This is a genomic window from Streptomyces sp. NBC_01428, from assembly GCF_036231965.1.
Classification (GTDB): Bacteria; Actinomycetota; Actinomycetes; order Streptomycetales; family Streptomycetaceae; genus Streptomyces.
Map to the genome: position 1 here is coordinate 7,503,122 of NZ_CP109499.1, position 19,091 is coordinate 7,522,212.

The 19,091-nt window shown below is 71.9% G+C and carries 18 protein-coding genes and 1 riboswitch; of the genes, 13 read left to right on the forward strand and 5 right to left on the reverse strand.

Translation table 11 applies throughout. The features are described from left to right. Positions 1-97 precede the first annotated feature (97 nt). Together OG406_RS32580 and OG406_RS32585 are read left to right on the forward strand one after the other, a co-directional pair. Positions 98-1,399 carry an alginate lyase family protein gene (locus OG406_RS32580; RefSeq protein WP_329189142.1) on the forward strand — a complete coding sequence of 434 codons (1,302 nt, stop codon included), beginning with the start codon at positions 98-100 and terminating at the stop codon, positions 1,397-1,399. Between the two features lie 163 nt (positions 1,400-1,562). Beyond that, the gene (locus tag OG406_RS32585; RefSeq protein ID WP_329189144.1) at positions 1,563-2,021 is read left to right on the forward strand and encodes an acyl-CoA thioesterase; all 459 of its coding nucleotides are present in this window, start codon (positions 1,563-1,565) and stop codon (positions 2,019-2,021) included. Here the strand turns inward: OG406_RS32585 and OG406_RS32590 are convergent. Next, the gene (locus OG406_RS32590) at positions 1,981-3,192 is read right to left on the reverse strand and encodes an MFS transporter (protein WP_329189146.1); all 1,212 of its coding nucleotides are present in this window, start codon (positions 3,190-3,192) and stop codon (positions 1,981-1,983) included. The genes OG406_RS32585 and OG406_RS32590 overlap by 41 nt on opposite strands. Positions 3,193-3,322: 130 nt before the next feature. Here OG406_RS32590 and OG406_RS32595 point away from each other — a divergent pair, with 130 nt between their 5' ends. Further along, positions 3,323-4,558 carry an ROK family transcriptional regulator gene (locus OG406_RS32595; protein WP_266612041.1) on the forward strand — a complete coding sequence of 412 codons (1,236 nt, stop codon included), beginning with the start codon at positions 3,323-3,325 and terminating at the stop codon, positions 4,556-4,558. A gap of 21 nt (positions 4,559-4,579) precedes the next feature. Here the strand turns inward: OG406_RS32595 and OG406_RS32600 are convergent, their stop codons facing one another. Next, positions 4,580-5,329 carry an SDR family oxidoreductase gene (locus OG406_RS32600; RefSeq protein WP_329189148.1) on the reverse strand — a complete coding sequence of 250 codons (750 nt, stop codon included), beginning with the start codon at positions 5,327-5,329 and terminating at the stop codon, positions 4,580-4,582. A 191-nt stretch (positions 5,330-5,520) separates the two neighbouring features. After that, entirely contained in the window at positions 5,521-6,462 is a 942-nt protein-coding gene (gene sigJ, locus OG406_RS32605; RefSeq protein WP_329189150.1) for an RNA polymerase sigma factor SigJ, read from the reverse strand. A gap of 406 nt (positions 6,463-6,868) precedes the next feature. After that, positions 6,869-6,999, forward strand: a riboswitch (FMN riboswitch). A gap of 155 nt (positions 7,000-7,154) precedes the next feature. Between sigJ and OG406_RS32610 the strand changes: the two genes are divergently transcribed. The 9 genes from OG406_RS32610 (at position 7,155) to OG406_RS32650 (ending at position 14,689) form a co-directional block, all read left to right on the forward strand. Continuing rightward, positions 7,155-7,790 (forward strand): riboflavin synthase, encoded by a 636-nt coding sequence (locus tag OG406_RS32610; protein ID WP_329189152.1) that lies wholly within the window; start codon positions 7,155-7,157, stop codon positions 7,788-7,790. After that, on the forward strand, positions 7,787-8,425 hold the full coding sequence (locus OG406_RS32615) for a nicotinamide mononucleotide transporter family protein (RefSeq protein WP_164370013.1): 639 nt from the start codon (positions 7,787-7,789) through the stop codon (positions 8,423-8,425). Before OG406_RS32610 ends, OG406_RS32615 begins: the two co-directional genes overlap by 4 nt. Next, positions 8,422-9,759 (forward strand): bifunctional 3,4-dihydroxy-2-butanone-4-phosphate synthase/GTP cyclohydrolase II, encoded by a 1,338-nt coding sequence (locus OG406_RS32620; protein ID WP_329189154.1) that lies wholly within the window; start codon positions 8,422-8,424, stop codon positions 9,757-9,759. The genes OG406_RS32615 and OG406_RS32620 overlap by 4 nt, the downstream gene beginning before the upstream one ends. Before the next feature lie 82 nt (positions 9,760-9,841). Further along, on the forward strand, positions 9,842-10,327 hold the full coding sequence (gene ribH / locus OG406_RS32625) for a 6,7-dimethyl-8-ribityllumazine synthase (protein ID WP_081223299.1): 486 nt from the start codon (positions 9,842-9,844) through the stop codon (positions 10,325-10,327). 34 nt (positions 10,328-10,361) lie between these two features. Next, positions 10,362-10,634: a phosphoribosyl-ATP diphosphatase gene (locus OG406_RS32630; protein ID WP_081223298.1), complete on the forward strand. Its 273-nt coding sequence runs from the start codon at positions 10,362-10,364 to the stop codon at positions 10,632-10,634. 86 nt (positions 10,635-10,720) lie between these two features. Then, on the forward strand, positions 10,721-11,578 hold the full coding sequence (gene hisG / locus OG406_RS32635; RefSeq protein ID WP_081223297.1) for an ATP phosphoribosyltransferase: 858 nt from the start codon (positions 10,721-10,723) through the stop codon (positions 11,576-11,578). Between the two features lie 14 nt (positions 11,579-11,592). Beyond that, positions 11,593-12,060 (forward strand): PH domain-containing protein, encoded by a 468-nt coding sequence (locus OG406_RS32640; RefSeq protein ID WP_164370015.1) that lies wholly within the window; start codon positions 11,593-11,595, stop codon positions 12,058-12,060. A gap of 197 nt (positions 12,061-12,257) precedes the next feature. Next, on the forward strand, positions 12,258-13,589 hold the full coding sequence (locus OG406_RS32645; protein ID WP_081223295.1) for a hemolysin family protein: 1,332 nt from the start codon (positions 12,258-12,260) through the stop codon (positions 13,587-13,589). Further along, the gene (locus OG406_RS32650) at positions 13,586-14,689 is read left to right on the forward strand and encodes a hemolysin family protein (RefSeq protein ID WP_329189159.1); all 1,104 of its coding nucleotides are present in this window, start codon (positions 13,586-13,588) and stop codon (positions 14,687-14,689) included. The genes OG406_RS32645 and OG406_RS32650 overlap by 4 nt, the downstream gene beginning before the upstream one ends. 79 nt (positions 14,690-14,768) lie before the next feature. Here OG406_RS32650 and OG406_RS32655 read toward each other — a convergent pair whose 3' ends face one another. Beyond that, positions 14,769-16,631, reverse strand: a complete 1,863-nt coding sequence (locus OG406_RS32655) for an AAA family ATPase (RefSeq protein ID WP_081223293.1) — start codon at positions 16,629-16,631, stop codon at positions 14,769-14,771. A 469-nt stretch (positions 16,632-17,100) separates the two neighbouring features. After that, positions 17,101-17,670, reverse strand: coding sequence for a uridine kinase family protein (locus OG406_RS32660; RefSeq protein ID WP_267050240.1), 570 nt, complete (start codon positions 17,668-17,670; stop codon positions 17,101-17,103). A 350-nt stretch (positions 17,671-18,020) separates the two neighbouring features. Between OG406_RS32660 and OG406_RS32665 the strand changes: the two genes are divergently transcribed. Beyond that, complete coding sequence (locus tag OG406_RS32665) at positions 18,021-18,977, forward strand: hypothetical protein (protein ID WP_179165488.1); 957 nt, start codon at positions 18,021-18,023, stop codon at positions 18,975-18,977. The last annotated feature ends 114 nt before the right edge of the window (positions 18,978-19,091 follow it).

Consider the following 19,091-nt stretch of genomic DNA (forward strand, 5'->3'; position numbering starts at 1 on the left):
GTGAATCTGTCCGGACCATTGTCAGGGGTAACCAGCGGCCCTACGCTCACACGGTCCTACTCATGAACGTCGTTCATATGTCTGATCGGAGTGTTCTGTGAGTGCACGTTCCCGACTGGGCCTGCTCGCGGCCGCCGCCGTCGCGCTCGCGTCCGTCGTCGTCCCCACGGCGTCCGCGGCACCCTCGGCGTCCGAGGCGCCCTCGGTGTCCGCCCACGCGGTGCCGCCCGTGCCGAGAACCGCCGTCCTCGACGGTCACCGCCTTCAGCTGACCCGGATCCGCCTCGACCACGGCGACCGCCGACTCGGCCGTTCGCTGCGGGACTTGACCACCCGCGCCGACACCTGGCTGGACCAGGGGCCCTGGACGGTGGTCGACAAGCCGAAGCCCGCGCCCGGCGGCGACGTCCACGACTACCTGAGCCAGGCGCCCTATTGGTGGCCCTCGCAGCCCGCCACCGCCGACAACCCGTGGGGCTGCCCCTACGTCCAGCGCGACGGGCAGCGGAACCCCGAGGTCGACACCGGAACCGACCGCCAGGACGTCGAGAAGGTCTTCGACTCCACGTACGACCTCGCGCTCGCCTGGTACTACACCGGACGACGGCAGTACGCCGAGAAGGCCTCCGAGGTCCTGCGCACCTGGTTCCTCGACCCGGCGACCCGGATGAACCCGAACCTGGACCACGGCCAGTTCATCCCCTGCAAGTACGACGGCCGCGCCATCGGCATCATCGACTTCTCGCAGTCCTACACCAGTGTCCTCGACGCGATCGCCCTGCTCGACACCGGGGCGCCCGGCTGGTCCCGGCGCGACCGCGCGGCGATGCTCGACTGGAACACCGGCTTCCGCGACTGGCTGGCGGACGGCGCCTTCGGCAAGGAGGAGGGCGCCGCGCAGAACAACCACGGCACCTTCTACGACATGCAGCTCGCCGCCCTCGCGTACGCCACCGGCGACACCGGCCTCGCCCGGCGGACCGTCCTCGCCGCCCGGACCCTGCGGATCGCCCCGCAGATCGCCGCCGACGGCAGCCAGCCCCAGGAACTCGCCCGCACCCGCAGCTGGCACTACTCGACCTTCGACCTCGTGGCCTACACCCGGCTCGCGGCCATCGGCCGGCACGTCGGCGTGGACCTCTGGTCGTACCGGGGGCCGGACGGGCAGAGCCTGTTCAAGGCCGTGGACTACCTGCTGCCCGCGGCGACCGGCGCCGAGCCGTGGCCGCATCCCGAGCTGGAGTTCCACCGCTTCGCGGCGAGCGACGTCGTACACGCGGCGGCCGACGCGGGGGACCGGGCGGCGCGTGCGGCCGTCCCACGGCTCGAAACCCCGCCCGGAGGCGACCTCTGGGCCCTGCGCCCGGCCGCCGAACAGCTCGACTCGATCGCCGGCTGATCCCGCACCGGGGGGACCTCTGAGCGTTTGCTTAGGATGGGACACGTTTTCGGCCAGAGGATGCCGCACGGAGGGGTCCGGACCGGACCCGGTCCGTGCGGCGTCCGCACCCGGCCGTCCCGCCCGAACGCCGCACGACAGCACCCTCAGGAGAGTCCCGCCCGTGACCGCCGAAGCCCCCGCCGCACCCGTACTCACCCACGGCCGGCTGCTGCCCGTCGCCGTGCACTTCGACGACCTCGACGCGCTCGGCCTGCTGCACAACGCCCGCTACCCGGTCATGGTCGAGCGCGCCTGGACCGCGCTCTGGAGCGAGCTCGGCTTCGGCTTCGACGGCGACTGGGAGGCGGCGGGCGACGCCTGCAACGCGGTCAAGGAACTGCGGATCACCTACGACGCCCCGGTCGGTCGCCCCGGGGCGTACGCCGTCCACCTGTGGCTGGAACGACTCGGTACCACCGGACTCACGTACGGCTTCCGCTTCTGCTCGGACGACGGCGCCGTGACCTACGCCCACGGCACCCGTGTCCTCGTCCGGCTGGACGCGACGACGCTGCGCCCCACGGCGTGGAGCGAGTCCTTCAGGAGCGCGGGCCGGGGACTGCTGCGCTCGGCGGACTGACCTTCGGGCGGTCGCGGTCGCCCGCGCGCAGCACGCCGGCCAGCACGGTGAGCCCGCAGACCAGCACGGTGACCAGCGTGAACGACACGACCAGGCTCGTCGCCTGCGCCACCGAGCCGATCAGACTCGGCGCGACGAGCCCCGAGGTGTACGTGATGGTCGCGACACCCGCGATCGCCTGGCTCGGGTTGGGGCCGCTGTGTCCGGCCGCCGCGAAGCAGAGGGGGACGACGACCGCGATGCCGAGACCGAGCAGCGCGAAGCCGCCCATCGCCGGCGCCGGACTGTCCGCCACGACGAGCAGTACGCCGCCCAGCGCGGCGAGGACACCGCCGGCCCGCACGGTCCGTACCGCGCCGAGGCGGTTCACCACGGTGTCGCCGACCAGCCGGGCCACCGCCATCGTCAGCATGAAACCGGTGGTCGTCGCGGCCGCGAGACCGGCCGAACTGCCCATCTGGTCGCGCAGGTAGACCGCCGACCAGTCCAGGCTCGCGCCCTCCGCGAACACCGCGCAGAAGCCGACCGCGCCGATCAGCAGCGCCGACCGCGGCGGCAGCGCGAACCGCGGGGGCGGCTCCTCGTCCTCGGTGGGCTTCAGGTCGAGCACCCAGTGGCAGGCGATCAGCCCGAGGACCGTGAGGGTCGCCGCCGCCACCGCGTGATGCACCCGCGCGTCCGAGCCCAGATGGGCGGCGAGCGTGCCGGCCGCCGAGCCGACCAGGGCACCGGCGCTCCACATGCCGTGCAGCCCCGACATGATCGACTTGTCGAGCCGTTGTTCGACCTCGACCCCCAGCGCGTTCATGGCGACGTCCGCCATGCCCGCCGTCGCGCCGTACACGAACATCGCGACGCACAGGGTGAGCAGGTTCGGCGCGACGGACGGGAGGATCAGCGCCAGTGTCCACAGGGCCAGCAGGCCGCGCAGCGCCGTCCTGCTCCCGAAGTGATGGGTGATCCGCCCGGCCAGCGGCATCGAGCAGGAGGCGCCGAGGGCCGTGAAGGCGAGGGCGAAGCCCAGCTGCCCCGCGCTGACGGAGGCATGGTCCTGGATCCACGGCACCCGGGTCGCGAACGATCCGGTGACGGCTCCGTGCACGGCGAACACGGCCGCCACGGCGTACCGCGCGCGCTTCACCGTGCGCCGGTCGTACAGCACTTCACTCATGTTCGGGCCCCTCCCCGGCTCGCACTTCTCCGCTCTGCCGCCGTAAACTATCAGGAACCCTGCCTGATAGATAGACGATTGTTCGCCGCCCCGTCCGGGGCGGTCCCGCCGATCTGGGAGGATTCCCGGCATGCCCGCATCCCCGAGCACCGCCCGGGCCATCAACGACCGGCTCGCCCTGCGCCTTCTGCAGCAGGAAGGCCCTTTGACGGCAAGCCGGCTGAAACAACTCACCGGACTGTCCCGGCCCACCGTCGCCGACCTCGTCGAACGCCTCACGGACTCCGGTCTCATCACGGTCGTCGGGGAGTCGGGGGAGCAGCGGCGCGGCCCGAACGCCCGGGTGTACGGGATCGTCGCGGACCGCGCGCACCTGGCCGCGCTGGACATCCGCACCGAGGGCGTCTCCGTGGTCGTCTCCGACCTGCTCGGCGACGTCCTGGCCGAGGCGTCCGTGCCCATCGGCGGCGACACGGGCACCGGTCCGGCGGTGGAACAGGCGGTCGCGCTGGTCGAACGGGCGGCAAAGGAGGCGGGAGCGCTCGGCGCCGCGCCCCCGCCCGAACTCGTCCGGGGCTGGGGCCGGTTGCACACCGTCGGCGTCGGCGCGCCCGGACTGATCGACCCCGCCACCGGCGAACTCCGGGACTCCTCGGGCCTGCCCGCATGGCATCGCAGCCTGGTCGCCGCCCTCCAGGAACGGCTGCCCGAGGCCCGCGTCCTCGTCGAGAACGAGACCAACCTCGCCGCCCTCGCCGAACAGCGCGACGGTGTCGCGCGCGACCGCGACACCTTCGTCCTGCTCTGGCTCGGCCACGGCACCGGCGCCGCCGTCGTCCTCGACGGCGCCCTGCGCCGCGGTGCCTCCGGAGGCACCGGCGAGATCGGCTTCCTGCCCGTCCCGGGAACCACCACCCTCCCCTCGGCGACCGACTGCGAGGGCGGCTTCCACTCCCTCGCCGGTGCCGTGGCGGTCGCGGCCCTCGCCGCGGAACTCGGCGTCGCGGCGGAGCCGGAAGGCCACGAACCGCACGCCGCCGCGCTCGTACGCCGGGCGGTGGCCGCCGGTCCCGACTCCCCGGAGGCGACGGCCTTCCTCGACGCGCTCGCCGACCGCCTCGCCATCGGCGCCGCCTCCGTCATCGCCGTCCTGGACCCCGGCTGCGTGGTCCTCGGCGGCGAGGTCGGCCAGGCCGGCGGGACCGTTCTCGCCGAGCGGGTCGAGCGGCGGCTCGTCCGGATGTCGCCGCTGCCGACGGAGGTGCGCGCGAGCACGCTGGGCGGCCGCGCGGTGCTGCGGGGCGCCCTGCTGACCGCCCGCGACGGCGCCCAGGACGAACTGTTCGCACCGCCTCCGGGGCGGTAGGCCCCTCCCGGACCTCCGGGTTCACCGGGCCGTCGGGTACCGCACCTTCAGGTAGTCCTCGAACGTTCCCTTGCCCACGGCGTGTTCCGGGGTGAGGTGGTGGCCGTCCCGGAAGGCGCGGTAGGCGCCGCCCCAGAGGCGTACGTCGATGACGGGACGCCGTTTTCCAGTGGCGCGGAGGTGGGCGGCGGCCAGCGAAGGGAACGTCCGCACCTCGGGCCCGCCCAGGTCCGCGACACGCCCGGCGGGCGCTCCGGCCGCCAGTTCCGCCAGCCGGTCGGCGACCTCGGTGACCTCGATCGGCTGGTCGGACGCGCCGGCCGGAAGGAACAGCAGCGGCGGCTTGGCGAGTCCGGTGAGGACCTGGTCGACCAGCTCGTGGAACTGCGTGGCGCGCAGGATCGTCCACCCGAGCCCCGACTCCTCGATCTGCCGCTCGACCGCCAGCTTGGCCTTGTAGTAACCCATCGGCACGGCGTCGACGCCGACGATCGAGATGTAGAGCAGATGAGGGACGGCGGCCCGTCGCGCCGCCGCGACGAGATGCCCGGCCGCCCGTTCGTCGCCGCCCCGCGGGCTCGACGCGCAGTGCACGATCGCGTCCACCCCGGAGACGGCGGCGTCCAGCGCGCCGCCTCCCTCCCGCAGATCGACGGCGTACGGCTGCGTGTGCCGGCTGAGCACCCGCACCGCGTGGCCGTCCGCCCGCAGCCGCTCGCAGACGTGCCGGCCCAGGGTTCCGGTCCCGCCGGTCACCAGGATCGTGGTCATGCCGTTCAGCCCCTTTCGACGCGGGACGCTCCGGTGCGGAGCCTCCTCGTCAGTTGAGACCGGACAGCCCGCCCGAATGTGACACCGAGCCGTCCCCGGTCGTCTCCGGGCACCGGCCCACGAGCACCCGTCGCGCCGACCGACACGCCCGGGCGTCAGGACGGTGACGGTGGCGGTGAGGGCCGCAGCGCTCAGGAGCCGTCCCGGACCGTTGCCAGCTGGCGCCCCACGAACTCCAGTTTGTCGGGGTTCAGGACCGCCCGCACCCCCGTGAACACGCCGTCGCGCATCTCGAACGCCACCACCCCGATGAGTGGGCCGGCCGCGGAGCCGGCCGGGGAGCCTTCGTCCGCGCCTCCGGGGCCGCGCGCGACCAGACCGGCGCCGCCGTTGACCTCGACGACCGACAGCCGGACGCCGTCCGCCGCGGACCGGCCGAGGAGACCCGCCAGGAGACGCAGCACCTTGTCGCGTCCCTCGACGGGCCGCCGCGCGGCGGAGACCTTGCCGCCGCCGTCGGACCACCAGACGACCTCGGCGGCGAACAGCCGCTCCAGACCCGCGAGGTCGCCCTCACGGGCGGCGGTGAGGAACGAGGCGACGAGCTTCGCCTGCTGATCCGGAGGCGGCTGGAAGCGGGCCTCGGGCGCGGCGATCCGCTGGACCGCCCGCCGGTACAGCTGGCGGCAGTTGGTCTCGCTCAGCTCCAGGACCCCCGCGATCTCCCGGTGGCCGTACGCGAACGCCTCACGCAGGACGTAGACGGCCCGTTCGGTGGGGGTGAGCCGTTCCAGGAGGACCAGCAGGGCCAGCGACACGGCGTCCCGCTGCTCCGCCGACTCCAGCGGCCCGAGCGTGCCGTCCGCGGTGACCACCGGCTCCGGCAGCCAGGATCCCGGGTACCGCTCCCGTCGGGCACGGGCGGAGGTGAGCCGGTTGAGACAGAGATTGGTGACGACCTTGGCGAGCCAGGCACCCGGCCGGGCGATCCCCGGCCGGTCGGCCTCGCTGAAGCGCAGATAGGCGTCCTGCACGGCGTCCTCCGCGTCGGCTGCGGACCCGAGCAGGCGGTAGGCGAGCCCGAACAGCCGGGGGCGGTGGACCTCGAACTCGTCGGCGGGGCTGGTCGTCACGCCGTCAGCCTCCCAGAGGCCGGACCGCGGCAGCGGGGGAGGTGCGGCCAGGAGTGGTGGGAAGGGGCGGTCGCGCCCGAGCCCACCGTGCCGGTTGGGGAGACCCGGCGGCGGGGCAAGGGCCTTCGTCACCGCCGCCGGGTCGATCGTGGGGGACCGGCGCTGGTTGATCACGCAGTCTTGGTCGAGGACACTAAGAGGACTAGACCATAGCGTCAATAGGTATGGACCAATACCGTGACTGCGCGCTATGCGTCCAAGGTCCGTCGCCCCGGCGGGCGTTGACCGGAGGCCGACCGGAGAAACGGTCGAGCAGAAGTCCATGGCGGCCTGCTGTGAGCCACCCCACAGAGGATCGCCCGCATGGTCGCCGAGCGGGCGTGGCACACTGGCCGTGTACCAGAAGCAGCGCACTCCGGGGTCGGTGAAATTCCGAACCGGCGGTTACAGTCCGCGACCCGGTCGCTTCCAGCGGCCGGTTGACCAGGTGAAATTCCTGGACCGACGGTTAAAGTCCGGATGGGAGGCAGTGCGCGGCGGGCGGGCCTTCGTGCGCGCTGCCGTTTGTAGTCGTTCGTCCCGCGGGACGAGTGTCCCTTTCGGCGTCGCTTCCGATGTGCCGTCGTCCGTTCGTTCTGTCGTCATCGACAGGCCCCGGAGTCCGTGCCCCATGAGGCAGGAGGACCCGGGAAGTGTTCACCGGAATCGTCGAAGAGCTGGGTGAAGTCACCGCCGTCGAGACCCTCGACGACGCCTCGCGTTTCCGTCTGCGTGGCCCCGTCGTCACGCAGGGCGCACAGCACGGGGACTCCATCGCCGTCAACGGCGTCTGTCTCACCGTCGTCGAGCACGAGGGCGACGAGTTCACCGCCGACGTCATGGCGGAAACCCTCAGCCGTTCCAGCCTCGGCGCCCTCGCCGTCGGCTCGCGCGTCAACCTCGAACGGCCCATGGCCGTGGGCGACCGCCTCGGCGGCCACATCGTGCAGGGCCACGTGGACGGCACCGGCACCGTTCTCGAACGCAAGCCGTCCGAGAACTGGGAGATCGTGAAGGTCTCGCTGCCCGCGGACCTCTCGCGCTACGTGGTCGAGAAGGGCTCCATCACGGTCGACGGCATCAGCCTGACCGTCGTGGACGCGGGCCCGGACTTCTTCACCGTCAGCCTCATCCCCACCACCCTCGACCTGACCACGCTCGGCCACAAGCAGCCCGGCGACCCGGTCAACCTCGAGGTCGACGTCATCGCCAAGTACGTCGAGCGGCTGCTCGGCGCACGCGGCGAGCAGCCCGCCGGTCTGCCCGGCGTCCAGGGGGCCGGACAGTGAACTGGCTCAACTCCGAGGCCTTCGTCCTGCTCGACCAGCACATCAAGTGGTCGGACATGATCGGCAACGTGATCGGCCTGCTCGCCCTCGCGCTCGGCTGGCGCCGCTCCCTGTGGAGCTGGCCCGCCCAGTTCGTCTCCGGCGTCATCCTCTTCGCCGCCTTCGCCACCGCCCACCTCTCCGGCAGCGCCGGCAAGCAGGTCGTCGTGATGGTCGTCGCGGTGTACGGCTGGTGGCAGTGGAACCGCGGCAAGGAGCGCGACGGATCCGTCGCCGTACGGTTCGCCACCTGGCGGGAGCGCGCCGTGATGGCCGCCGCCGCCGGACTCGGCACCGTCGCCGTCGCGGGTCTCTTCACCGCGTACCCGTCGCTGTCCTGGGACCCCTGGCCCGACGCCTACATCTTCGTCGGCACGATCGTCGCCATGTACGCCCAGGCCCGCGGCATGGTCGAGTTCTGGATCGCCTGGCTGCTCGTCGACCTGGTGGGCGTCCCGCTGAACTTCGCCAACGGATTCGCCTTCTCCGGTTTCGTCTACGTCCTGTACGGCGCGCTCGTCCTCTGGGGCCTGCGCGACTGGTGGCTGCGTTCCCGCAAGGCCGGGCAGCCCGTCCTGGAAGGAGCCCCGGCATGACAACGACGCCGGTTTGGTACAGCACCGGGCACGATCAAGACGCCTCGGACTTCGCGCTCGACCCCGTCGAGCAGGCCGTCGCCGACATCGCCGCGGGCCGCCCCGTCGTGGTCGTCGACGACGAGGACCGGGAGAACGAGGGCGACCTCGTCATCGCCGCCGAGAAGGCCACCCCCGAGATCGTCGCCTTCATGATGAGCGAGTGCCGCGGGCTGATCTGCGCCCCCATGGAGGGTGACGAACTCGACCGGCTGCGGCTGCCGCAGATGGTCGACGACAACACCGAGTCCATGAAGACGGCGTTCACGGTGTCGGTGGACGCCTCCGCCGCGCACGGCGTGACCACCGGGATCTCCGCGTCCGACCGCGCCGCCACCCTGCGGCTCCTCGCGGACGGTACGTCCGCAGCCGACGACTTCGTGCGCCCCGGCCACATCTTCCCGCTGCGCGCACGGCCCGGCGGCGTCCTGGCCCGCAACGGCCACACCGAGGCGGCCGTCGACCTGGCCCGGCTCGCCGGACTGCGCCCGGCCGGGGCGATCGTCGAGATCGCCGGCGAGGACGGCCGGATGCTCCGGCTGCCCGAGCTGATCCCCTTCGCCCGCAAGCACGGCCTGACGATCATCTCCATCGAGGACCTGATCGCCTACCGCCGTGCCGCCGAGAGCACGCCGTCCGCCGCCCACGGGGCGCCGCTCGCGGCGCCCTCCGTCCGCCGCGAGGCCGAGGTCCACCTGCCCACGGCATTCGGCGAGTTCACCGCGTACGGCTACCGCTCCACCGCCGACGGCGTCGAGCACGTCGCCCTCGTGCACGGTGAGATCGGCGACGGCGAGGACGTCCTGGTCCGCGTCCACTCCGAGTGCCTCACCGGCGACGTCTTCCACTCGCAGCGCTGCGACTGCGGCCCCCAGCTCCAGACGTCCATGGAGCGCATCCAGGCCGAGGGCCGCGGCATCGTCGTCTACCTGCGCGGCCACGAGGGGCGCGGCATCGGACTGCTCTCCAAGCTCCGCGCCTACGAACTCCAGGAGCGCGGCCGGGACACCCTGGACGCCAACCTGGAACTGGGCCTGCCCGCCGACGCCCGGGACTACGGGGCGAGCGCGCAGATCCTGGAAAACCTCGGCGTGCGCAGCCTGCGCCTGATGACCAACAACCCCGACAAGACCGACGCGCTCGTCGGACACGGCCTGCGGGTCTCCGCCCGCGAGCCGATGCCCGTCCAGGCCGGCGAGCACAACCTGCGCTACCTGCGCACCAAGCGGGACCGGATGGGACACGACCTGCCCTGGCTGGACGCGGCGACCGTGTCCGCCTGCGGGAGCCAGTGACACCGCCCGACCGGGCACCACGGCACCACCGGCAACACACCAGCACTATCGGCAACGCAGCACAGTGGGACTGAGGAGAGACGTGAGCGGCAAGGGTGCACCTGAACTGTCCGTACGCAACTGCGGCGACCTGCGGGTCGCGGTCATCGCGGCGCAGTGGCACGACAAGGTGATGGACGGACTCGTCGACGGCGCCCTGCGCGCCCTGCACGAGCTGGGGATCGACGAGCCGACCCTGCTGCGGGTCCCCGGCAGCTTCGAGCTGCCGGTCGTCGCCAAGGTCCTCGCGGGCCGCGGCTACGACGCGATCGTCGCGCTCGGCGTCGTCATCCGCGGCGGAACCCCCCACTTCGAGTACGTGTGCCAGGGCGTCACCCAGGGCCTCACGCAGGTCTCCATCGACACCGGAGTCCCCATCGGCTTCGGCGTCCTGACCTGCGACACCGAGGAGCAGGCACTGGACCGCGCCGGTCTGGAGGGCTCCAACGAGGACAAGGGGCACGAGGCGGTCACCGCCGCCGTCGCGACCGCGGCCACCCTGCGCTCAGTATCCGAACCCTGGCGCTGAGGTACGGCGGCGACCGCGTAGGCTGAGGACCACCATGTCCAAGAAGACGTTCGAGGAGCTGTTCACCGAGCTCCAGCAGAAGGCCGCCACCGGCGACCCCGCCACTTCGCGCACCGCCGAGCTGGTCGGCAAGGGCGTCCATGCCATCGGCAAGAAGGTCGTCGAAGAGGCCGCAGAGGTCTGGATGGCCGCCGAGTACGAGGGCAAGGACGCCGCCGCCGAGGAGATCTCGCAGCTGCTCTACCACGTCCAGGTGATGATGGTCGCGCGCGGGATCTCCCTCGACGACGTGTACGCGCATCTGTAGGGGCCGACCCCCGTATCGCCCCGCAGTGCCCGTCCACCCGTCCCGCCCCCAGCCCCGCACCACCTCACGCAAAGGAAGCCGACCTCATGCTGCGCATCGCCGTCCCCAACAAGGGTTCCCTCTCAGGACCTGCGGCGGACATGCTGCATGAGGCCGGCTACCAGCAGCGGCGCGAGTCCAAGGAACTGCGGATCGTCGACCCGGTCAACGAGGTCGAGTTCTTCTACCTCCGCCCCCGCGACATCGCGATCTACGTCTCCTCCGGCCGCCTCGACATCGGCGTCACCGGCCGCGACCTGCTGATCGACTCCGGGGCCAGCGCGGAGGAGATCCTCCCGCTCGGCTTCGCCCGCTCCACCTTCCGCTTCGCCTCCAAGCCCGGCACCGCGAGCGGCGTCGCCGACCTGAACGGCAAGACGGTCGCCACCTCCTACGAGGGCATCGTCGCCAAGTACCTCGCCGACAGCGGCATCGACGCCTCCGTCGTGCACCTCGACGGCGCCGTCGAGACGGCCATCGAACTCGGTGTCGCCGAGGTCATCGCGGATGTCGTCGAGACCGGCACCTCGCTGCGCAACGCGGGCCTGGAGGTGTTCGGCGACCCCATCATGAAGTCCGAGGCCGTCGTCATCCGCCGTGTCGGGGCCGACCTCACCGAGGACGCCGAGCCCAAGGTCCAGCAGTTCCTGCGCCGGCTCCAGGGCGTCCTCGTCGCACGGACGTACGTGATGATGGACTACGACTGCCGCGCCGAGCACCTGGAGAAGGCCATCGCCCTCACCCCGGGTCTGGAGTCGCCGACCATCTCCCCGCTGCACAACGAGGGCTGGGTCGCCGTCCGCGCCATGGTCCCCTCCAAGGAGGCCCAGCGGATCATGGACGACCTGTACGCCGTCGGCGCGCGGGCCATCCTGACCACGGCCATCCACGCCTGCCGGCTCTGACGGGACCCCTGGACATGTCGGACCTTCCCGCCCTTCCGGTCACCTTCCGCCCGGCCCGCACCCGCGCCGTGCTGCTCGGCGCGGGCGCCGCGATCCTGGTGGTCATCACCACGGTCGCGATGCTCCTGGAGCAGCTCGGACCGGGGGAGCGGCTCAGCTTCATCCTCACCGCCGCCCTGCTCTTCGGCGTCCTGCTGCTGCTCTCGCGGCCCAAGGTCGTCGCCGACGAGACCGGCGTCACCGTGGTCAACATCGCGGGCCGGCGCCGCCTGGACTGGGCGGAGATCCTGCGGGTCAACCTGCGCCCCGGCGACCCGTGGGTGTTCCTCGACCTCAGTGACGGCACCAGCCTGCCGGTGCTCGGCATCCAGCCGGGCATCGCCAGACGGCGTGCCATCGAGGACGCGCGGACCCTGCGTGCCCTCGTCGAAGCCCGCTCCGTCCGTGAACCGGGCGGGCGACGTGACGAACATCAGGGCTGACTCTCGCCCTTCCACCCTGCCCTGAGGGCCCATGTCTTGATTAATCTGGTGGCGGAGGCGTTTCATCGCGCCTCCGCCTCCGATGTGGCCCCCGCCCTCAGAGGCTCCCTGCTACCCGAGGAGTGACTCCCTCCAGCGATGGACGGATCGTCCTGTAGTACCTGCGCCGCCCCCTGTCGACATAGCGAGGCGGCGGCATGACCATCCCCCTGTTGCTCCTTGGCGCGGCGTTCCTGCTGATTCTCGCCAACGGATTCTTCGTGGCCGCCGAGTTCGGTCTCGTGACCGTCGAGCGCCCCGAGGCCGAGAAGGCCGCGGCCGACGGCGACAAGCGCGCCGCCACGGTCGTCGAGTCGCTCAAGGAGCTCTCGTTCCAGCTCTCCGGAACACAGCTCGGCATCACCATCACCTCCCTCGTCGTCGGCATGCTCGCCGAACCGGCGCTCGCCCGGCTGCTGCACGGCCCGTTCACCGCGATCGGCCTGCCCGAAGGGGCGGTGCCCGGCATCGCCGTGGTGGTCGGCATGCTGCTGGCCTCCGCCGTGCAGATGGTGATCGGTGAACTCGTGCCGAAGAACTGGGCGGTCTCCAAGCCGCTCCAGGTCGCCCGGTTCGTGGCCGGCCCGCAGCACGTCTTCTCCCGCCTGTTCCGGCCGGTGATCGCCGCGCTCAACACGGTCGCCAACCGGCTCGTCCGGGCCCTCGGTGTCGAACCCGCCGAGGAACTGGCCTCCGCCCGCACCCCCGGCGAACTCGTCTCCCTGGCTCGTCACTCGGCCCAGGCCGGCGCCCTGGAACAGGACACCGCGGACCTCTTCGTCCGCACCATGTCCCTCGCCGATCTCACCGCGCAGCACGTCATGACGCCGCGCGTCCGGGTCAGCGCCCTGCAGTCCTCGGCGACCGCCGAGGACGTGGTCAACCTCACCCGTGCCACCGGCCTCTCCCGCTTCCCGGTCTACCGGGAGCGGATCGACGAGATCGTGGGCATGGTGCACCTCAAGGACGCCCTCGCGATCCCCTCCCACGACCGGCTGCGCACCCCCGTCGGCCGGATCGCGCAGGCTCCGCTGCTCGTCCCGGAGACGCTGCCCGTGCAGCCGCTCCTGGAGCAGTTGCGCAGCGAGCAGCCGATCGCCGTGGTCGTCGACGAGTACGGCGGCACCGCCGGGGTGGTCACCCTGGAGGACATCGTCGAGGAACTCGTCGGCGAGGTCCGTGACGAGCACGACGACGTGCTCGGCGAACCGCCCGAGCTCGCCGCCGCCCCGCCGGAGGACGGCAGGCCCGCCTGGGACGCCGACGGCAGCTGCCGGGTGGACGTCCTGCAGCGCATAGGCCTGGACGTGCCCGAGGGACCGTACGAGACCGTGGCGGGCCTCGTCGCCGACCTTCTCGGCAGGATCCCGGCACCCGGCGACAAGGCCGAACTCCCCGGCTGGCGTCTGTCGGTCCGGCAGGTCGGCCACTACCGCGCCGAACGGGTCCGCCTGGTGCGGACCGCGCTCGCCCCGGAGGCCGTCCGATGAGCGTGCTCCAACTTCTTCTCGCCGGTCTGCTGGTCCTCGCCAACGGCTTCTTCGTCGGTGCCGAGTTCGCCCTCGTCTCGGTGCGGCGCAGCCAGATCGAGCCACTGGGCACCACCCGCTCCCGGCAGGTCCTGTACGGCCTGGAGCGGCTTCCGCAGATGATGGCGGCGGCCCAGTTCGGCATCACCGTCTGTTCGCTGACGCTCGGCGCGGTCGCCGAACCGACGGTCGCCCATCTGCTGGAACCCCTCTTCGAGGCCGTCCACCTGCCCGACGGGGTGATCCACCCCCTCGGCTACGTGATCGCGCTCGCCCTCGTCGTCTTCTTCCACCTCGTGATCGGCGAGATGGTCCCGAAGAACCTCGCGATGGCGGCGCCGGAGAAGACGGCTCTGTGGCTCAGCCCCGGTCTCGTCGCCTTCGCCCGCCTGTGCCGGCCGGTCACCCTTGCCCTCGGTGCCTGCGCCCGGCTCATCCTCAAGCTGTTCGGGGTGGAGCCCCGGGACGAGGTCGAGGCGGTCTTCACCAGCGAGCAGCTCAACCGCCTGGTGGAGGACTCGGGGCAGGCCGGCCTGCTCGACCCCGAGGAGCAGGAGCGGCTGGAGGACGCGCTGGAACTGGGCTCCCGCCCGGTCACCGACGTCCTGCTCGGCAGCGACTCGCTGATCACCGTGGACCCCTCGGTGACGCCGGGCCAGGTCGTGGCGCTCACCGCGCGCACGGGCTACTCCCGGTTCCCCGTGGTCGCGGAGAACGGCGCCTTCATGGGCTGCTACCTCCATGTGAAGGACGTCCTCGACCTGGAGGAGTCCGAGCGCGCGGTCCCGCAGCAGATGTGGCGCCCGATGACCACGCTGCGGGCCGAACTCCCGCTGGACGACGCCCTCACCGTGATGCGGCGTGCCGCCACCCACCTCGCCCAGGTCGCCGACGCGGCCGGCAAGGTCCTCGGCCTGGTGGCGCTGGAGGACGTGCTGGAGCTGCTCGTCGGCGAGGTGCGTGACCCGGCGCACCGCGACGTCACCCCGGTGCGGGTCACGGAGGTCCGCCCGAGTCAGAGTCCGGCCCCGGCCGCTTCGGAGGAGGCGCTGGCGAGCTGACCGTGCGCGTGGGCCCCGGTTCTCCACGGGCCGTGCGACCGCTCCGGCGATCGCACGGCCGACGGAGGCCGGGGCCTTCTCACATCCCCGAGGGATCGTGCGGGCCCCGGCCCGACAGAACTTCCCCGTAGGCCTGCATGAGGTCGGGCAGCCGCAGCGTCGAGAGGTCGTCGCGGGACGGCGTGGAGGTGTAGCCGGTCAGCCGCAGATCGCGATAGGCGCAGCTCTTCTCGTACAGCGTGCGGAGGAAGCGGCCGTTGCCCAGCTCGTCGATCCAGCCCTGGTCGACGACATGGCCGGCGATGGAGCGCAGTTCGTCGAGCGCCTCCTCGTCCCAGACGTCGCCGTTCTCGGCGGCCAGCACCTCGCCTATCGAGGTCAGTTCGAGGGGACGGTAGGAGGGGAAGTCCACCCGGCTGGTGAAGCGGGAGGAGAGGCCGGGGTTGGCGGCCAGCAGGCGGTCCATGCCCTCGGGATAGCCCGCCAGGATGACGACGAGATGGTCGCGGTTGTCCTCGGCCCGCTTCAGCAGGACCTGGAGTGCCTCGTCGCCGTACGCGTCGCCCTTGCCGTAGCCGGAGTTGGACAGGGAGTACGCCTCGTCCACGAAGAGGACGCCGCCGATCGCCGAGTCGATCAGCTCGTTGGCCTTGACGGCGGTCTGGCCCAGGTACTCGCCGACCAGGTCGGCCCGCTGCGCCTCCACCAGATGGTCGCCGCCGAGCAGCCCGAGCGCGTAGAAGACCCGGCCGAGGATGCGGGCCACCGTGGTCTTGCCGGTTCCGGAGGGGCCGGAGAAGACGAAGTGACGTTTGGGCGGCTGTACCGGGAGGCCCTGCCCGGCGCGCAGCCGAGCCATGTTCAACTGCGCCGACAGCGCCTTGACCTGGCGTTTCACAGGCTCCAGGCCGACCATGCGTTCCAGTTCGGCGAGCGCCTCCTCGAGTAAGGCCGGGTCGGTCGGGCCGGTCGGCAGCGGCTGCACCGGCACCATCGCCTTCTCCCGGAAGACGTCGGTGTCCGGCTGGAGGCCACCCGACGGCGGATCGGGCTCCGAGAGCTTCAGGTCCCGCCCTTCGGAGCCGAAGAGCGGATCCACGCCGTCCGGGCCCTCCAGGACGTCCTGGCCCACTCCGGCGAGGGTGATCGCCGCGAGGTCGGCCGCGGCGTCGTCGTACCCGTCGCCCTCGGAGATGGCGGCGAGGCGGGCCGAGGTGTCCATGAACGACGGGTCGACCCGGTGCACCGCCCGGTACAGCGGGAGGGCCGCCGCGGAACGGCCGGTGCCCTCGTGGGCGCGGGCCAGCCAGTAGCGCAGTTCCTTGCGCTGCGGCTGCTCGCTGCGGCAGCGCATCAGCGCCGACGACAGCAGCGGCTCGGCGTGCCCGAACATCTCCAGCCTGACCCGTGCCATGCCGCCGAACAGGCCGGCCTCTATGCCGAGCATCGGATCGTCGATCAGCGGGTCGGTGTGCCGGACCAACTGCTCCCAGTCCTTGACCAGATAGGCGCGGCACGCGTGCAGGAACCGCACCTGGTGGTCCGCGTCGACCGGCGGCAGACCGGCCAACGCCCGGTCCAGCTCCGGGACATGGCGTCCGTCGAGCCAGTGCGAGGCGTGCGCGAGCAGCAGGTCCCGCGGGCTCTCCAGCACGGGCTGCACCCACCAGCCCAGCCAGTACCAGGAGTTGATGGTGCGCCGGTGGCGGGCGCGTTGTTCGCCGAAGCGGTCCCGGTGCCGGAACATCCGCAACAGCGCGGTCGTCGTGTCCACCCGTAGCGCGTGCAGTCCGAGCCAGCCGTCCGCCATACCGGGGTCCATCCGGACCGCGGCGCGGAACTCCTCCTCCGCCTGCGGGTAGGCGCCCATCGTGTAGGCGTCCACACCTCGCAGCCAGGCGAGGTCGGCCGGGGCCTCGGGGCCCTGCGTGCCGAAGTCCATCACGTCCCCCACAAACCGTGCCCCCGATGGTCGGGAAGTGTCTCGTGGATGCGGGACACCTCCCTTGCCGCCGGGCAGGTGCCCGCCGGCATCTCTGGTCGAACGACTGTGCCGCGGACGGGAGTTGCAATGGTGCGCAAGGCAGCCGTCCGAAGGTCGCACCGAGAGGCATCGTACCTGCGGTTCATGGGCGTGCCGAAGGGTGCCGCACAGCCCGTTCCACGAGGTGGGAGCAGACGGGGCGCACAACGGATGGTGACCCTGGGTGAGCGGAACGCGGCGCAGGGCGTCCGGAAAAGGGGGGTGTGGGCAGAACGAAGCCCCCGATCACGGGGGAACAACCGGGGGCTTCGCGACTGCGGGGGCGGCTCCCGAAGGCCGCTCATTCAGAACGTAAGACCTGTACGGCCCCTCGGTCAAGGAGAGTTGAGGCACTGGGAGAACTTCTCCGGCGCCGCTCTTCACAAGTTCAGCACACTGCGGATGGTCCGTCACCGTGCGTGATGAACCCGCCCTGTCCGGGCGCCCCAGCAGGCCCCGGCAGTACCTCGTACCCCTCGGAACTCTGCCGCACCACATGCTGCGCGAAGGGCCGTGAGGGGTCCTCCGTGAAGTGCCGGCGCTCCGCGTGGACCCAGCCGGCCCAGAACTCGCTCTGCGCCGCACCGTCCCGTCGCATCCCGCGCGCCCAGGCCTCGTCGTGCGGCAACTCCATCCACAGCAGCCGCGCGAGCCACGGACGCACCGCCCGGCGCCCGGCTCCGACGCCCTCCAGAATCACCACGGGCGCGGCGGGCAGTTCACGGACCGGCCCGAACTCCCGGGCCGTCCAGTCGTACGGGGTGTACCGGCCGCTCTCGCCCCGCCGCAGCGGCTCGATCACCTGGCTCAGCAGGCGCCCGGTCCAGCCGAAGAGTTCCTCGTGGGTGGCGACGTCGTCGAGGTGCAGGACGGGTGCGCCGCCGAGGGCCGCCGCCAACTCCCCGGCGAACGTGGTCTTTCCGGAGCCCGCGTGGCCGTCGACGCCGATGAGGCGCACGGGCCCGCAGGAGGGCGGCAGCCGGCGGAGCCGGGCGGCGAGGGCGTCGATGGGGCATCCCGGGGTGAGAGGAGGGGGAGGGGGAAGGGGCGAGCTGGGGTGGGGCCGGAGCGGAGCATATTCCTGAGGAACATTCTATCGAGGGAGTGCGGGCGACGGATCCATGGGTGCTGAATGGTGTTGTGTTGAACTAGTGATTGAACTTTCCTCAAGAAATCCCGTCGCCCGCTCCAAAGGTCCAGGTCCATGCGGAAGCAGGTATTTCGGATACGGCGTTCCGGTTCTCCGGGAAGCTGAGTAGGGTGCCTGGTGCGCAAGGTGGGATGTCGCACGGGGATGGACAGGGGAAGATGGCCGCGGGGTTATTCGAGGGGCAGTACGTGTGGCATCCGGCGGCCGACGACCGCAGACTCGCGAGCGTCTGCATGGATGTCCGGGCCGGCCGTTATCTGAGCGCGCACGAGGCGCTGACCGAGACCCGCGCGGACTTCCCGCTCCGCGCCCACCGTTCCCTGGTTCTCGCCTCCGAGGCGGCCGACTCCGACCTCGCCGAGCGCTGGCTGGCCGAGGAGGGGTCGCCCGAGTCCGCGCTCCTGTGGGCCCGCGTCGCCGTCCTGCGGGCGCTGCGCGCGGCCGACGCGAAGGACGACCGGGCCGAGGCGCTGGAGCGGATAGCGCTGACCGCCTGCGACCGGGCCGCCGTCATGGACCGCGCCGATCCGACGCCCTGGGTGGCCCGGCTGTCCATGGCCCGGCTGCACGACCTGCGTGACGCCGCGCCGCACGGACTGCTCACCCAGCCGCCCGGCCCCTGGCAGCTGTTCTCGCACATCCTGCGCCTCGACCCCTGGCACCGCGAGGGCCACCACCGGTTTCTGGCCTTCTTCTTCACGCGGTACGGCGGATCGGTGAACGCGGCCTGGGACGTCGCCGCCTTCCTGAGCCAGCGCGCCCCCGCCACCTCGCCGCTGCGGCTGCTGCCCCTGGTCGCCCTGGTGGAGAGCTACGACCCCTCGCAACTGCTGGTCGACCGCACCTGGGAGCAGCCGCAGTGGCGCTCGACGGCACTCGCGATCTACCGGCACTGGCTGCCGGAGGCGTCCGGATACCGCTTCACGCCGGTGCTCGACCTGGCGTACCTGGCGCACGCGCTCTTCATGGCGCAGTGCGAGTTCGAGGCGCGCGCGGTCCTCACGGCCATGGGGCCGTACGCCAGCCGCATGCCGTGGAGCGTGTTCGGCGAACCCGAGGAGCAGCTCTCCCGGGCCCGCCGCGCCTGCGGCCTGGCCGTACCCGGAGGACCCTGACCGCCGGCGCCCCGCCGGGTGTTCCGGACGGCCCCGCGAGACCGTCCGAGCGCACCGGGGCGCCGTCCGGACCACCCCGAGAGACCCCACGACACCTCCGAGAGAAAGGTCAGT